The 15,031-nt window shown below is 65.1% G+C and carries 13 protein-coding genes; all 13 read left to right on the forward strand.

The window, feature by feature from the left end; all coding sequences use genetic code 11:
• The first annotated feature begins 278 nt into the window (after positions 1-278).
• The 13 genes from AC1DYS_RS14990 to AC1DYS_RS15050 all read left to right on the forward strand — a co-directional run bounded on the left by AC1DYS_RS14990 (position 279) and on the right by AC1DYS_RS15050 (position 15,007).
• Complete coding sequence (locus tag AC1DYS_RS14990) at positions 279-1,298, forward strand: FAD:protein FMN transferase (RefSeq protein WP_477900419.1); 1,020 nt, start codon at positions 279-281, stop codon at positions 1,296-1,298.
• 44 nt (positions 1,299-1,342) lie between these two features.
• Positions 1,343-4,324, forward strand: coding sequence for an HzsA-related protein (locus AC1DYS_RS14995; RefSeq protein WP_477900421.1), 2,982 nt, complete (start codon positions 1,343-1,345; stop codon positions 4,322-4,324).
• A gap of 5 nt (positions 4,325-4,329) precedes the next feature.
• On the forward strand, positions 4,330-4,983 hold the full coding sequence (locus AC1DYS_RS15000) for a hypothetical protein (protein ID WP_477900423.1): 654 nt from the start codon (positions 4,330-4,332) through the stop codon (positions 4,981-4,983).
• Positions 4,984-5,014: 31 nt separating this feature from the next.
• Complete coding sequence (locus tag AC1DYS_RS15005; RefSeq protein ID WP_477900425.1) at positions 5,015-5,815, forward strand: SH3 domain-containing protein; 801 nt, start codon at positions 5,015-5,017, stop codon at positions 5,813-5,815.
• A 10-nt stretch (positions 5,816-5,825) separates the two neighbouring features.
• Positions 5,826-6,479, forward strand: a complete 654-nt coding sequence (locus tag AC1DYS_RS15010) for an outer membrane beta-barrel domain-containing protein (RefSeq protein WP_477900427.1) — start codon at positions 5,826-5,828, stop codon at positions 6,477-6,479.
• A 71-nt stretch (positions 6,480-6,550) separates the two neighbouring features.
• Positions 6,551-7,027 (forward strand): TlpA family protein disulfide reductase, encoded by a 477-nt coding sequence (locus tag AC1DYS_RS15015; RefSeq protein ID WP_477900429.1) that lies wholly within the window; start codon positions 6,551-6,553, stop codon positions 7,025-7,027.
• Between the two features lie 5 nt (positions 7,028-7,032).
• Positions 7,033-7,275 carry a DUF4266 domain-containing protein gene (locus tag AC1DYS_RS15020; protein ID WP_477900431.1) on the forward strand — a complete coding sequence of 81 codons (243 nt, stop codon included), beginning with the start codon at positions 7,033-7,035 and terminating at the stop codon, positions 7,273-7,275.
• Positions 7,262-8,425: a DUF3570 domain-containing protein gene (locus AC1DYS_RS15025; RefSeq protein WP_477900433.1), complete on the forward strand. Its 1,164-nt coding sequence runs from the start codon at positions 7,262-7,264 to the stop codon at positions 8,423-8,425. Before AC1DYS_RS15020 ends, AC1DYS_RS15025 begins: the two co-directional genes overlap by 14 nt.
• A 14-nt stretch (positions 8,426-8,439) precedes the next feature.
• Positions 8,440-9,084, forward strand: coding sequence for an AraC family transcriptional regulator (locus AC1DYS_RS15030; protein WP_477900435.1), 645 nt, complete (start codon positions 8,440-8,442; stop codon positions 9,082-9,084).
• Between the two features lie 6 nt (positions 9,085-9,090).
• Positions 9,091-11,013 carry a tetratricopeptide repeat protein gene (locus AC1DYS_RS15035; protein WP_477900437.1) on the forward strand — a complete coding sequence of 641 codons (1,923 nt, stop codon included), beginning with the start codon at positions 9,091-9,093 and terminating at the stop codon, positions 11,011-11,013.
• Entirely contained in the window at positions 11,000-13,804 is a 2,805-nt protein-coding gene (locus AC1DYS_RS15040; RefSeq protein ID WP_477900439.1) for a tetratricopeptide repeat protein, read from the forward strand. The genes AC1DYS_RS15035 and AC1DYS_RS15040 overlap by 14 nt, the downstream gene beginning before the upstream one ends.
• Positions 13,805-13,985: 181 nt before the next feature.
• Positions 13,986-14,702 carry a tetratricopeptide repeat protein gene (locus AC1DYS_RS15045; RefSeq protein ID WP_477900440.1) on the forward strand — a complete coding sequence of 239 codons (717 nt, stop codon included), beginning with the start codon at positions 13,986-13,988 and terminating at the stop codon, positions 14,700-14,702.
• Positions 14,699-15,007, forward strand: coding sequence for a hypothetical protein (locus AC1DYS_RS15050; RefSeq protein WP_477900442.1), 309 nt, complete (start codon positions 14,699-14,701; stop codon positions 15,005-15,007). The genes AC1DYS_RS15045 and AC1DYS_RS15050 overlap by 4 nt, the downstream gene beginning before the upstream one ends.
• The last annotated feature ends 24 nt before the right edge of the window (positions 15,008-15,031 follow it).

Consider the following 15,031-nt stretch of genomic DNA (forward strand, 5'->3'; position numbering starts at 1 on the left):
CCGAACGCCAGATTATCTGCGCACCCGTTAGTCGCTCGCACAGCTGGCGAGTTCCGTACTTGTAGCACCTGCCTCGATACCAGAACAGCGGTCTCCGTATCTTGTGCGACCGTATGTAAGGTCGTCGCCGATTGCCAACTATTGACGTTATTTTCCGGGGCGCGAGCCCGATGATGCGGCCGGAGATAACAAGCCCCCGGTGCGTGCTCGTTCAGCACAAGCCAGGCCCTAGAAGGCGGAGCGGAGAGAACCTTGAACCCAGTGCGTGAACAGTCGGAGTGCCTGGTACAGCCATGATGGTCGGCCTGTCCAAGCCCAGCCTGCGCGCGGTCGAGCCAGACCGCGGGCAGGGCCGTGCCTTGGCGCAGGGAGGCTGGTTCAGCCGCGAAGAAGCCATCATGGGGACCGCGATTCGCGTCGAGCTGTGGAGCCGCAGCGCTGCGGCCGGAGAGGCCGCGATCGACGCCGTCATGCAGGAGATGCACCGCATCGACCGGACGATGAGCCCGCACAAGCCCGACTCCGAGCTGTCGATCATCAACCGCGAAGCCGCCCACCATGCCGTGCCGCTGAGCGCCGAGATGGTCCGCCTCATTGCTCGCGCCGTCGACTTCTCTGAACTGTCAGGCGGAGCGTTCGACATCACCTACGCCGGCGTCGGGCAGCTCTACGACTACCGGCTCGCCATCAAGCCGAGCGACGAAGAACTAGCCCGTGCCCGCACCACCGTCGGCTACCGCAACCTCATTCTCGACCGCGAGGCACGCACCCTGCGCTTCGCCCGCGAAGGCACCCGCATCGACCTCGGCGGCTTCGCCAAGGGCCATGCGGTGGACAACAGCGTCGCCATCCTCAAGCGCCACGGCATTGCCAACGCGACCGTGGCGGCTGGCGGCGACAGCCATGTGATGGGCGACCGCGGCGGCCGGCCCTGGAGCATCGGCATCCGCGACCCGCGCCGGCCCGGCGAGGTGGTGGCGGTGCTGCCGCTCGAGGACGTGTCGATATCGACGTCCGGCGACTACGAGCGCTTCTTCGAGCAGGACGGTGTGCGTTGCCACCACCTGATCGACCCGAAGACCGGCAAGTCGCCGAACGGCGTGCGCAGCGTGACCATCCTGGCGGATGACGGGCTCACGAGCGAAGGCCTGTCGAAATGCGTTTTCGTGATGGGGTTGGAAAAAGGCATGCGGCTCATCGAGTCGCAGCCGGGAGTCGATGCAGTGGTGGTGGACGCGTCCGGTGTCCTGCACTACTCGTCGGGTTTGTTGTCGGGTGCTTCGCAGCCCCGCCAGTGACCCAGGTGTCGTTTGTGATTGATCGGACTCGTTTGGAGGCGAATATGAAGAAAGTCCTGACAAGAATGTGCGCACTGGCCTGCGCATCGGCGGCAGCGAGCATCGTGCTCGTGGGTTGCGGAAGCGGCAGCAGCGACAACGTGACGGTGCAGGGTGACACACCCGTCGCCTACGTCAAGCGAAGCAGCGCACTCAACATGAATCCCACCACCGGCGCCGATTTCCGGGCAGGTGGTGACCTGATCATCCGCGAGAAGTCGTCGATCAGCGCTGACGAAACCAACGTGACGCAGGGCTACACCAAGGGCAAGGGCGATGTCTCCGACCCCGAGGTGTCGTACGACGGCAAGAAAATCGTGTTCTCGATGAACTGCCCGACCACGAGCAACGTGCTGTGCACGGGCCACTGGAACATCTGGGAATACGACATGACGAACGGCGGTCTCGCCGGCGGCACGCTGAAGCGGCTGACCAGCTCGACTGACGACGACGTCGACCCGGCCTACCTGCCGGCTGGCGCGGGCTTCGTCTTCGCATCCAACCGCCAGCGCGTGACGGTCGACCTGCCCAGCGGCACCGACACCTACGCCGCACTCGACGAATACGAGCGCGAGCGGGTGCTCAACCTCTACACGATGGACGCCACAGGCGGCACCATCACGCAGATCTCGGTCAACCAGAGCCACGACAGAAACCCGGTGGTGCTGGCCAATGGCGACATCATGTTCTCGCGCTGGGACCACGTCGGCGGCCGCAATCACTTCAAGGTGTTCACCGTCAAACCCGACGGCACCAACATGTTCGTTCGCTACGGTGCGCACAGCGACGGCAACAGCTTCCTGCACCCCCGCGAAATGGACCCGAGCGGCAAGTACAAGGGCTTCATCTCGTCGGACCTGATGCCGCTGTCGCGCACCCATGAAGGCGGCGCGCTGGTGTTCATCGACGCGACCAACTATTCCGAGCAGAACACGCCGGCCAACAAGACCGTTCCGACCCAGGGCGGGCAAACGCAAGTCACCGAGCACACCCTCAACTACGGTGGCGGCTTGTCGCGCTTCGGCCGCGTCACCAGCCCGTATCCGCTGTGGGACGGAACCAACCGCGTGCTGGTGTCGTTCGCTCCCTGCCAGGTCACCAAGACCACGAACGGCGTCGACCGCATCACCGCCTGTGCCGACCTGACCGATGCCGAGTTGGCCAGCGTCGCCGACATGGACAGCAAGACCGACGCCGAGCTGGCTGCCCAGCCGATCAAGGACAACGTGCCGCCGGTCTATGCCGTCTACATGTTCGACCCGGTCAAGCAAAGCTGGCTGATCGTGGCAGCTCCGCCCGTTGGCTCCATCTACACCGACCCTGTCGCACTTCAGGCTCGTGCCGAACCCAACCCGTTCACCCCGGCGCCGACCGAAGCAGCCGCTGCCGTCAACTCGATCCCTGCCGGCATGGGCGTGCTGTCCGTGCGCAGCGTCTATGACACCGACGGCCTCGGCCGCATGGGTGCCGCGGTGCTGAGCGACGCCGACAAGGCCAATGGTTGCGCAACCCCCATCCCGACCATCACGCCGACCGACCCGGACGACACCCGTGCTCAGGTGGCCGATCTCGTGAGCCTGAAGGACCCAGCCAAGCCTGCGTACGGCTGCTCACCGGCGCGCTTCATCCGCGTGGTTCGCGCCGTCGCGCCGAAGCAAGGCATGGGTGCCCGTGAAGCCATCGGCGAGACCGACTTCGAACCGCAGCAGATCCTGGGCTACGCGGCTGTCGAACCCGATGGTTCGTTCCAGATCAACGTGCCTGCGGACACCCCGCTCGGCATCGCCGTGATCGACTCGCAAGGCCGTGCCTTCCAGACCCACACCAACTGGATCCAGGTGCGCCCGGGTGAGCGCCGCACCTGCGACGGCTGCCACAGCCCGCGCCGCGGCGCTGCGCTGAACTCCACTGTCATCAAGGACACCGTGCCCGCTGCCCTCAAGGCCACCTTGGCTCACGCATCCGGCGAGACGATGGCCCAGACCCGCACCCGCATCAACCCGGCGCTGCAGAACCTGTTGGCCGACATGACCTACACCGACGAGTGGGCCGACACTACCAAGACAGGCGTGGTGGCGCGTGCACCGATCTCGCTGAAGTACAAAGGCAACGTCGATGCCACCGGCGCGGCCGATCCGGCCAACGACCTGAACACCCCGGTGCCGACCAAGGGCATCATCAACTACCCCGATCACATCCAACCGCTGTGGTCGGTGAACCGCGGTGCCAACACCTGCACGACCTGCCACGCCGACCCCGTCAAGCTTGACCTGACCGGGACCATCGCTGGCACCGGCCGCGTGGCGTCTTACGAGCGCCTGATGATCGGTGACCCGGTGCTCGACGCCAACGGCCTGCCCAAGACGCACATCGAAGACGGCGTGCCGGTCATCGAGCGTCAGCCCGCGCTGGTGGAAGCCATGGCCAGCGAAGGCGATGCCCTGGGCCTGTCGCGCAAGAGCCGGTTGATGGAAATCCTGTCGGGCCAGTCGCTCAAGGCCGACAGCACCGCGCAGACGATCTACCCGACACCGGCGCTCGATCACTCGCACATGCTCAACAACGCCGAGAAGCGCCTGGTTGCCGAGTTCATCGACCTGGGTGGCAAATACTTCAACGACCTGAAGGCGGGTGGTGTGGCGACCGTCGGCAAGCTGACCCAGGCTTCGTTCGAAACCGAGGTTTACCCGATCCTGCAGTCGACTTGTGCGGCAAGTTGCCACCAGGCCATCGGCAGCAAGGCAGTCCCTGCGGGCACTGACTTCCGTCAGAATCGCTTCGTGCTGACGGGCGCGGCAGAAGGTGATTTCAACGTCACGCTGACGATGATTTCCGATGTCTGCAGCAACCCCAAGAGCAACTACCTGCTGGTACGACCCTCAACCGTGCCGCACCCGGCTGGCGCCTCGGCGTCTGCTCCGGCGGTGCTGCCGGAGGGAAGCGCAAACTACAACAAGATCCTGGCCTGGATCGCTGGAGGTTGCTAGAAGTCATGACGAATGAGTACCGCCAGAGTTCATGCTTGCGAGCGCCGAAGGCCGTGCCTTCTGTGCTCGGCCCCGACCGCGCAGAGGTGGGGCAGCAGCCTTTCGGGTTGACCTGGCGGTCGACCACCCGCCGCCTGGCGGGCGTCATGACGGGCCTGGCCTTGCTGAGCCTGGCGAGTTGCGGCGGCGATGTCACCAACGAGGAGGTCGTGGGAGGGCAGAAGCTCTCCTTCGCCTACTACCAGAAGTGCATCAACCCGATCCTGACGGCGCAATTGCCGATCCCCGGGACGTCGCTCACCAACACCTGTGCCGCCGGTGGTTGCCACGACTCGGTGTCGGGCAGTGGCGGCGCGCTTCGCATCGTGCAGGGCGCTACCAACGCTGATCTCACGGCCCCGATCAATACCGATGCGATCCACAAGACGGACATGTACAAGAACTTCGTCTCGGCCCAGGGCCAGGTGGTGTTTGCCGACCCCGCTGAAAGCCGCCTTGTCACCAAGCCGTTGGTGAAGGGCGTACTGCACGGAGGCGGCCGAATTTTCGCCGACGACCAGGATGCCGACGTTAAACTGATCCTCTACTGGATGTCTCATCCGGCCGCGCAGGGACAAAACGAATTCAGCTTGCCGGAGCCGACAACATGTACATCCTGAACGATCCAACCACCGGGTCTCACTGCATTCAATGAAGCGCCTGGTCGTGGGGCTGATCGCATGGGGCGAGGAATTCGCCCGCAATGCCGTACGGATGGCGCTGCTCGCCGCTTCGCTCGCGTGCACGCTGTGGTTCGCTCCGGCACACGCCGCCGACGTGGCGGTCGAGAAGGTGCAGATCACCGATCCCTACATCGAGATCCGTACTGGTCCTGGCCGGGGCTACCCGATCTTCTTCGTGGTGCCTCGCGAAGAATGGATCGAGATCCTGTCGCGCCACACCGACTGGTTCAAGGTGCGCACCTCGAACGGCAAACTCGGCTGGGTTGTTCGCCAGCAACTCGAAACCACACTCACGGGTGCCGGTAGCCAGAAGACGTTCAGAGACGTTGCGCTCGACGACTACCTGCACCGCCGGCTTGAGATCGGCGCCGGCTGGGGGCGCTTCAAGTCGGAGCCGATGCTCAAGGCCTGGACGGGGTTCCGCGTGTCCGACACGCTGTCGATCGAAGGAACGATCGGCCAAGTGCAAGGCACCTTCTCCGGCACTGATTTCTGGCATGTCAACATCAATGCCGAGCCGTGGTCGCACCGGCGGCTGTCTCCCTTCTTCGGCATCGGCCTGGGCCGGTTCAAGAACGTGCCGAACGCCAGCCTGGTCGGCGATGCCACCACCAACGTCGGCATGGCCGATGCCGTCGTCGGCCTTCGCTACTACGTGACCGAACGGTTCGTGGCCCGCACCGACTATTCGTTCTACACCGCCTACATCGGCGACAACCGTACGACGGAGTACCGGGCGATCACGATCGGTCTTTCGTTCTTCTTCTGACGGGCGACTCATGCACACCCAAACCCTTGCCACTTCGCTGCTGACCATGGCCTTGCTCGCGCTGACCGCGACGGCCCATGCGGCAGACGACAAAGACCAGAAGCCTGCCAACGAACAGGTGATCGTCCCGGAAGTCGACCGCCGTGACGTGAAGCTGCCGCGCATCCCTTCGAACGACATCGAGGTCGGCCTTTTCGTCGGCTCGTACGCCACGCAGAACTTCGGCTCGAGCACCGTCAAAGGCGTGCGCCTCGGTTATCACATCACCGAAGACTTCTTCGTCGAAGGCGCCTACGGCCAGACCAAAGTGTCCGACGAGGCATTTCGCCAGATCCTGCCGGGCGGCGTGTTCGCGAGCGAAGAAGAGAAGCTCGCGTACTACAACCTCTCCGTGGGCATCAACGTGCTGCCGGGCGAGGTGTTCCTCGGCCGCAACGTCGCCAAGGCGTCGGCGCTGTACATCATCGGCGGCATCGGCAGCACCCGCTTCAACGACCGCCGCCGTCAGACCATCAACTTCGGCTTCGGCTCGCGTGTGTTCTTTGCCGATTGGGCTGCGCTGCAGCTCGACGTGCGCGACCACATGTTCGATCTCGACCTTCTCGGTAAGCGTGACCGCACGCAGAACATCGAGATGACCATCGGCCTGACCTTCTTCTTCTGACGAGCGACATTGCCATGACGACCCCCTCGAGACCGGCGTTTTTTCGGTCGACACGAACTCTGCTGGCATGCATGTCGGCTCTGCTGCTCGGCACCGCTGCGAGCACCGCGACGGCCGCAACGGCGGTGGGTTCACCTGCGCCTGACTTCACGCTGCGCGTGCTCGACGGCCCCAACCTGCGTCTGCAAGAGCAGCGCGGCAAGGTCGTGCTGGTGAACTTCTGGGCCACATGGTGTGGCCCGTGCCGCAAGGAGATGCCGCACCTGAACCGCATCGCCGACAAGTACCGTTCATCAGGCCTGGTGCTGCTCGGCATCAACGTGGACGACGACGCGCGCAACGCGGCCGACTTGGCGGCCAAGCTCGGCGTGAAGTTCCCCGTGCTATTCGACACCGACAAGAAGGTCAGCAAGCTGTACGACCTGAACAGCATGCCGTCGACGCTGGTGATCGACCGCAACGGTCGCGTGCGCTACCTGCACCGCGGCTACCAAGACGGCTACGAAGACCTGTACGACAAGCAGATCCGCGACCTGCTGAAGGAATGACGAACATGCTGCACCTTCTCCCGGCTCAGGTTCGCGTTGTGGCGCTGACGGGCTGTGCGTTGCTGCTCTCGGCCTGCGGCTCAATCGAGCCCTGGGTGAAGCCGTATGAACGCGAGCGCCTGGCCTCGCCGATCATGCAGTTCTCCCGCGATGGCCTGGCCGACAAGCACCTGGAACACGTGCGCGAAGTGCGTGAAGGTGCGCGTGGCGCCACCGGCGTGCAAGGAGGCGGCTGTGGCTGCAATTAAGCGCTGGCGCCCGGCTGTCCATGCCTGGCGCGGGCTGCTGCGGCTGCTGGCGCGGCTGCGCCGCAATCGCTCGCACGCGGTGCGCGCTGCCGGCATGTTGGGCGGTGCATTGGCGGGCGGCGTGGCGCATGCGGCCACCTTGCCCGACGACCGGGCCGACGTCATGTACCACGCCTACGACGGCGGTGGCCTCAAGGCGACCGGCCCAGCCATTCTGGTTCGCAAGAAACTGGGCGAGAGTTTGTCGCTGTCGGGCTCGTACTACGTCGACATGGTGAGCAACGCGTCGATCGACGTCGTGACCACCGCCAGCCCGTACAAGGAAACGCGCAACGAGTACAACCTCGGTGCCGACTACATGGTGCGCGATGCCACCGTCAGCGTGAGCACCTCGCACAGCAAGGAACCCGATTACATCGCCGCCAGCACCAGTGTCGACGTGGCACAGGAAGTCTTCGGTGGCATGACCACGCTGAGCCTGGGCTTCACCCGCGGTCACGACCAGGTGGGCCGCAAGGACATCGGCTTCTTCGACACCGCCACCCACTGGCGCTACCGGCTGGGCATGACGCAGATCCTGACGCCCAGCTGGCTCGCAAGCGTCAATTTCGAGGCCGTGTCGGACGACGGTTTCCTCGGCAGCCCCTATCGCGTGGCGCGCATCTTCGGGTCCACCGTCCCCGAGAGCAACCCACGCACGCGCACGAGCCGCGCCTTGCAGCTTCGCACCGTAAACGAAGTGGCGCCCGGCAATGCAGTGCGTGTCGACTACCGCTATTTCCAGGACACCTGGGGCATCAAGGCCCACACCGGCGAGCTCGGCTACAGCCGTGGCTTCACCGACCGATGGCTGGTTGACTGGTATGCGCGCTACTACACGCAGTCAAAGGCGCTCTTCTACAGCGACGACGCCCAGGTCGAGACGACCTACCTGTCGCGCAACCGCCAGCTCAGCACCTACAAGACCGTGACGCTGGGCGCCAAGGCCGCCTACACGGTGAAGAGCGTTCCAGGTCGCTACGAAGTCAAGCTCAACGGCGCCTATGAGTTGATTCGCTACAAGTTCGCCGATTTCACCGATGTGCGCAACGGCAAGGCATACCAGTTCGATGCTCGGGTGCTGCAACTGTTCATGACGGTCATATTTTGAGAGAAGGTCGCCGTATGTATTCCATCAACCAGTGCTGCAAATGGATGGCCGCCGGCTTGCTGCTCGCAGCCGCTGCCGCGTGGGCCGCCGACGCCCAACCGGCTGCAGCTGCGGCCGCCAGTGCGCCCACCGCTGCCGTGCCCATGGCCGTGTCTTCCAGCGGCCCGGCTGCGGCCGATGCGTCGGCAAGCGCACCGGCCGCTGCTGCCTCGGCAGCCGGCCTCGACAGCCGCATTCAAGACGCCAAGGGCGATGTGATCCGCCTCAACCGCGATCTGCTGGTGCTTGAAGAGGAGCTGCTGTTCCCGGCCAACACCCAGGTGGCGGTGTTCCTGTCGATGGACGTGGGCAAGCTGTTCGAACTGGGCTCGGTGCAGGTACGGCTCGACGACAAGATCGTTGCCAACTACCTGTACACGCCGCTTGAGGTGACGGCGCTCCACCGCGGTGGTGTGCAGCGCATGTACCTCGGCAACCTGAAGACCGGCACGCACGAACTGGTGGCGCTGTTCACCGGCGGGGGGCCGCATTTCAGAGACTACAAGCGCGGTGCCAACATCAAGTTCGACAAGACCACCGAGCCCAAGTACATCGAGCTGCAGATCAAGGACTCCACCGGCAAGCTCCAGCCCGAGTTCGAAGTCAAAGTCTGGCAATAACCGTTCATGCGCCTGCGGATTTCCTTGACGAACGCGGTGCTGCGGCTGGCCTTGGCGGCAGCGCTCGCCATGGCCTCGCACGGCGCTGCCGTCGCGGCCGAGAAGGTCACCCACGTGATCAAGGACCCGCACTACGGCGACACCTTGTTCCATTTCTACCAGGACCACTACTTCACCTCGGTGACGAGCCTGATGGTGTCGCAGCACTTCAATCGCGTATCAAACCACGCCGACGAAGCCGAGGTGCTGCGCGGCGGGCTGTTGCTCTCGTACGGCATGCACCGCGAGGCGGGCGAGATCTTCGCGCAGCTGATCGAGAAGGGCGCATTGCCCGCAGTGCGTGATCGCGCCTGGTTCTTCCTGGCGAAGATCCGCTACCAGCGTGGCCTCTATGCCGAGGCCGACGAGGCGCTGGGGCGCATCGAGAAGAACCTGCCGCCCAATCTCGAAGAAGAGCGTGTGCTGCTCAAGTCCAACGTGCTGATGGCGCTTGGCGACTATGCCGGCGCCGTCACCGTGCTGAACGGCGTGGCCGACGCAAGCAAGGAAATCTCAACCGGCGCCACCAGTGCAAGCCTGTTCGCGCGCTACAACCTGGGCGTCGCGCTCGTCCGCAGCGGCGAACCGGTGCGCGGCAGTGCCTTGCTCGACCAGCTCGGCAAGGCCCCGACACCACCGCAGGCGACCGAAGAATTCCGCAGCCTGCGCGACAAGGCCAACGTGGCGCTGGGTTTCACCGCGCTGCAAGAAAACCGACCCGAGAACGCCTACACCTACCTCGAGCGCGTGCGCCTGAACGGCTCGCAGTCGAACAAGGCCTTGCTCGGCTTCGGCTGGGCCTCCGCGACGATGAAAGACCACAAGGGCGCTCTGGTGCCCTGGACGGAGCTGAGCCAACGCGACGTCAGCGATTCGGCCGTGCTCGAAGCGAGCATTGCCTTGCCCTATGCCTTCAGCCAACTGGGCGCGTATGGCCAGGCGCTCGACCGCTACAACGAAGCCATCAACGTCTTCGAGCGCGAGAAGACCGGCCTCGATGAATCCATTGCCGCCATTCGTGCCGGCAAGCTGGTGGACGGCTTGCTAGAGGCCAACCCCGGCGAAGAAATGGGCTGGTTCTGGAATATCCGCGAGCTGCCGCAGATGCCGCATGCTGGCCACCTGAACCAGGTGCTGGCACAGCACGAGTTCCAGGAAGCCTTCAAGAACTACCGCGACCTGCAGTTCCTCACGCGCAATCTCCAGCAGTGGAAAGACACCCTCGGCACATTCAATGACGTGCTCGACAACCGCCGCAAGGCCTACGCCGAGCGCCTCCCTGGCGTGCTGGCCAAGGCGCGCGACACCGGCCTGGGTGTGCTCGCCCAGCGCGGCGCTGCGCTGACCGCCGAGATGACCGAAGCCGAGCGCGCCGCCGATGGCGTGGCCTTCGCTGACACCCGAGAACGCGAATTGCGTGAGGTGTTGCGCGGCGTGCAGGCCAACCTGCAAGCCCTGGGCGATGACCCTGACCAGGCGACCGCACGCGAGCGGTATCGCCTGAGCGCGGGTGCCATGACCTGGCGCCTGGCCCAGTCGTATTCAGCGCGCTTGTGGGATGCAAAGCAGGCCTTGCAGGCACTCGACGCCGGCCTCGCCGAAGCGCGCCAGCACGAGGCCGCACTGGCGCAGGCTCAGCGCGACGAGCCTGCCCGCTTCGACCGGTTTGCCGAGCGCATTGCCGAACTCGACAAGCGCATCCAGGCACTCATTCCGCGTGTGGCCGATCTCGGCAAGGAGCAGCAGGGCGCGCTGCAGGAGCTGGCCGTTGCCGAACTCACGCGCCAGAAGGATCGTCTCGCGGCTTACACGACGCAGGCACGTTTCGCCGTGGCGCAGTTGTACGACCGCGCCAACAAGGCCAAGGATGCAGACAATGCGCCCAAGTAACGCGGCCTATGTTCTGCTGGCGTGCGGGCTGCTGAGCGCCTGCGCGAGCAAGCGCAGCAACACGCCCGAGCCGCCCACGCTCAAGAGCCTCGCCGGCCGTCAGATCGACGTGCAGGCCGACCAAGGTGTTGCCGGTGTGGGCAGTGAAGAGAAGGCGATTGCGGCCTACCGCAAGTTCCTCGAGGTGGCTCCGAATGCGCCGCAGCGCTCTGAAGCGATGCGCCGCCTGGGTGACCTGGAGATGGACACCGCCGACAACAAGCTCGCCACCGGCGAAGGCTCCGGCACGCCCGACTACAAGGCCGCGATCGCGCGCTACCAGGACTACCTCAAGGCCTTCCCCAACGACCCGGGTAACGACCGCGTCCACTACCAGATCGCACGCGCATACGAGCAGGGCGGGGACCTCGAGACTGCGCTGAAAACGCTCGACGGCCTGGTTGCCAAGTACCCCAAGACGGCCTACCTCGACGAAGCCCAGTTCCGCCGCGGCGAATTGCTGTTCACCATCCGCGACTACTCAAAGGCCGAGCAGGCCTATGCCACCGTGCTGCGTGGCGACGCGCATGGCGCGTACCACGACCGTGCGCTCTACATGCATGGGTGGGCGCTGTTCAAGCAGGGCAAGGTAGAAGAGGCGCTGCAATCGTTCTTCGGCGTGCTCGACGTCAAGGTGGCCGGCCGTGCGGGCGGCGCTGAGCTCGACAGCCTCGAAGGCCTGACGCGCGCCGACCGCGAGCTGGTCGAAGACACCTTCCGCGTAGCCAGCCTGTCACTTGCCAACCTGCAGGGCGCCGAGTCGATCCCGGCCTACATGACGACCGACGCGCGCCGCTCGTACGAGTTCCGCGTCTACCAGCAGCTCGGCGAGCTCTACATCAAGCAAGAGCGCACGAAAGACGCTGCCGACGCATTCGGTGCATTCGCCAAGCGCGAGCCGCTGCATGCACAGGCCCCGCAGCTGCAGGCCCGCGTGATCGACATCTACCAGGGTGCCGGCTTCTCGGCGCTGGCGCTCGACGCCAAGAAAGACTACGTGTCGCGCTACGGCGTGAACAGCGAGTTCCGCAAGGCCAACCCCGAGGGCTGGGAGGCGGCGCAACCGCTGGTCAAGACGCACATGGCCGAGCTGGCGCGCTTCCACCATGCCGCCGCGCAGAAGAGCAAGGCCAGCGCCGACTACCAGGAAGCGGTGAAGTGGTATCGCGCCTACCTGAGCGCCTTCCCCAACGACGCCGAGGCCGCGCAAAACAACTTCTTGCTGGCCGAACTGCTGTACGAAGACAGCCGGTTCAACGAAGCCTCGGTCGAGTACGAGAAAGCGGCCTACGGCTACCCGGTTCATGCGAAGAGCGCCGACGCGGGCTACTCCGCGCTGCTGAGTTATGCCGCGATGGAAAAGCGTGCCCAGCCGGCCGAAGCGCCTGCTTTGCAGCGCACGGGTGTCGACAGCGCATTGCGCTTCGCCAAGGCCTTCCCGACCGACCCTCGGGCGGGCACGGTGCTGACCAACGCCGCCGAGAAGCTGTTCGCCTTGCGTGACGCGCGAGCGTCAGCGGTGGCGCAGCAAGTCCTGGCATTGGAGCCGCCGGCACCCGCTGCGCAACGCCGCGTGGCCTGGACGGTGGTCGCGCACACGGCCTTCGAGGCCGGTGCCTTCGATCGGGCGGAGCGGGGCTATACCGAAGTGCTTGCGCTGACACCCGAGAAGGAAGCCGGCCGCAACGAACTGGTCGAACGCCTGGCGGCTTCTGTCTACAAGCAAGGTGAGCAGGCCCGCGCGGCCGGCCAGCTGCGTGAGGCCGTGGGGCACTTCAACCGCGTGGCCACGGTGGCACCGCAGTCAAGCGTGCGTGCGAACGCGCAGTTCGATGCGGCCGCTGCGCTCATCGGCCTGAAGGACTGGGACGGTGCCGCCCGCTCGCTCGAAGACTTCCGCCAGCGCTACCCCAACCACCCGCTGCAAGCGGAAGTGGGCGGCAAGCTGGCTGTGGCCTACATGGAGAAGGGCAACTGGAGCCAGGCGGCCGGCGAGTTCGAGCGCCAATCCGCCGCGAGCAAGGATCCGAAGGTCGCTCGAGCTGCCTTGTGGCAAGCCGCCGAGCTGCATGAAAAGGGTGGGGCGAGCGCGCTGGCCGCCAAGACCTACGAGCGCTACCTGAAGCAGTACCCCGATCCGCTGGAGACCAACCTCGAAGCGCGCTACCGCTTGGCGCAGATCGCCAAGAAAGACGGCAATGCCACGCGTGAAGCCGCGCTGATGCGCGAGATCTTCGCCGCCGACCAGGCAGGCGGCGGGGCGCGTACCAACCGCACGCGTTACCTCGGTGCGATGGGCGCGCTGGTGATGGCAGAGCCGACCTACGACGCCTACCGCAAGGTGGCGCTGGTCGAGCCGCTGGCCAAGAACCTCAAGCTCAAGAAGGCCAAGATGGAAGAGGTGCTCAAAGCCTACAGCGTTGCCGCCAACTACGGCGTGGCCGACGTGACGACGGCAGCCACGTACCACATCGCCGTGGTCTACCAAGATTTCGGTAAGGCCCTCATGGCCTCGCAGCGGCCCAAGAAGCTGTCGAAGCTTGAACTCGAGCAATACAACGTGATGCTCGAAGAACAGGCGTATCCGTTCGAAGAGAAGTCGATGGAGCTGCACGAGGTGAATGCAAAGCGCGCCTCCGAAGGCATCTACGACCAGTGGGTCAAGAGCAGCTTCACCGCGCTCAAGGAACTGCGGCCAGTGCGCTATGGCAAGGCCGAGCGTGGCGAGGGAGTGGTCGATGCGATTCGCTGAAGTTGACCACCCCCGTAGCGCCGTTGGCGCACCCCCTCAAGGGGGCCGAGCCCGGACACGAAAGATCCAATGGATCTTTCGTGCCTGGCGAGGAGCCGGGGCGCAAGACCCGGCGCGGCCTGCAAGGCACGCCAGCGGCCCGGCAAAGCCGATTCCACGGCGTCCGCGCGATCCGCTGGCGATGGGCTTGTCGCTTTTCATGGTGCTGTGCTGTGCCGGGGTGATGGGCTGTTCGTTGCTGCCGGGATCTTCGGCCGGAGCGCAAGCTCCTGCGGCTGCCCCACAAGCCAAGTCCGCTGCCAGCGCGCCGGCATCTGCGGCATCTGTACCAACTAACGTCGTTTCCGAGCGTAAGGCCGAACCCGAGGCTCCGATTTCGCCCACCGTGCAACGGGCCTTCGACGATGCTCGCCGCGCGATGCGTGCCGGCCGCATGGACGAAGCCGAGCGCGGCTTCAAGGCTGTCGTGCAGGCTCAGCCCGAACTCGGTGGCCCGCATGCGAACCTGGGTGTCATCTACCGCCAGGCGAACAAGCTGCCCGAGGCGGTGACCGAACTGGAGCGAGCGGTGAAGGCCAGCCCGCAGCAGCCGGTCTACTTCAACCAGCTCGGCATCACCTACCGCCAGCAAGGCCAGTTCACCAAGGCGCGCGAAGCGTACGAACGCGCGATCGATCTCGACGCCAACTACGCCGCGGCTACGCTCAATCTGGGCATCTTGAACGACCTGTATTTATGGGACGGCAAGCGTGCCCTGGAGCTATACGATCGCTACCTGGCGCTGACGCCGGGCGGCGATGCCACGGTCACCAAATGGGTGGCCGATCTGAAGAACCGCAAGGCGGCTCCGGCTGCAGCCGCTGCGGCTGCTTCGGCCCCTCGGAAGGAGAAGGAATGAAGCACGTCTTGCCTGCACTGCTGGCCACGCTGGCCTGCACCGCGCCCGCTTTTGCGCAAGACCGCGCCAACATCGACGGCACCAAGATCATCGGCAATCGCGAGTTGCCCAAGGTGCTCTACATCGTGCCGTGGAAGAAGCCGCTGCCGAGCGAACTGTCGGGCAGGCCGCCGGCCAGCGTGCTCGACGAAGCACTGGCACCGGTCGACCGCGATGTCTTCCGCCGCCAGGTGTCTTACGACGCCCAGTTGCAGGCGACGAAGGCCGCCACCACCACCCCCGCAGCGGCGCCAGCGCGCCCCTGAACCCCCGCATCACCCCAAACAGGT

It is taken from the genome of Rhizobacter sp. P2_G4 (assembly GCF_056403575.1).

Excerpts from the sequence above, each read along its gene's own strand:
- AC1DYS_RS15035 (WP_477900437.1), top strand. The coding sequence starts at position 9,091 with ATGCGCCTGCGGATTTCCTTGACGAACGCGGTGCTGCGGCTGGCCTTG.
- AC1DYS_RS15040 (WP_477900439.1), top strand. The coding sequence starts at position 11,000 with ATGCGCCCAAGTAACGCGGCCTATGTTCTGCTGGCGTGCGGGCTGCTG.
- AC1DYS_RS15000 (WP_477900423.1), top strand. The coding sequence starts at position 4,330 with ATGACGAATGAGTACCGCCAGAGTTCATGCTTGCGAGCGCCGAAGGCC.
- AC1DYS_RS15045 (WP_477900440.1), top strand. The coding sequence starts at position 13,986 with ATGGGCTTGTCGCTTTTCATGGTGCTGTGCTGTGCCGGGGTGATGGGC.
- AC1DYS_RS15030 (WP_477900435.1), top strand. The coding sequence starts at position 8,440 with ATGTATTCCATCAACCAGTGCTGCAAATGGATGGCCGCCGGCTTGCTG.
- AC1DYS_RS14995 (WP_477900421.1), top strand. The coding sequence starts at position 1,343 with ATGAAGAAAGTCCTGACAAGAATGTGCGCACTGGCCTGCGCATCGGCG.
- AC1DYS_RS15050 (WP_477900442.1), top strand. The coding sequence starts at position 14,699 with ATGAAGCACGTCTTGCCTGCACTGCTGGCCACGCTGGCCTGCACCGCG.
- AC1DYS_RS15020 (WP_477900431.1), top strand. The coding sequence starts at position 7,033 with ATGCTGCACCTTCTCCCGGCTCAGGTTCGCGTTGTGGCGCTGACGGGC.
- AC1DYS_RS15005 (WP_477900425.1), top strand. The coding sequence starts at position 5,015 with ATGAAGCGCCTGGTCGTGGGGCTGATCGCATGGGGCGAGGAATTCGCC.
- AC1DYS_RS15010 (WP_477900427.1), top strand. The coding sequence starts at position 5,826 with ATGCACACCCAAACCCTTGCCACTTCGCTGCTGACCATGGCCTTGCTC.
- AC1DYS_RS15015 (WP_477900429.1), top strand. The coding sequence starts at position 6,551 with ATGTCGGCTCTGCTGCTCGGCACCGCTGCGAGCACCGCGACGGCCGCA.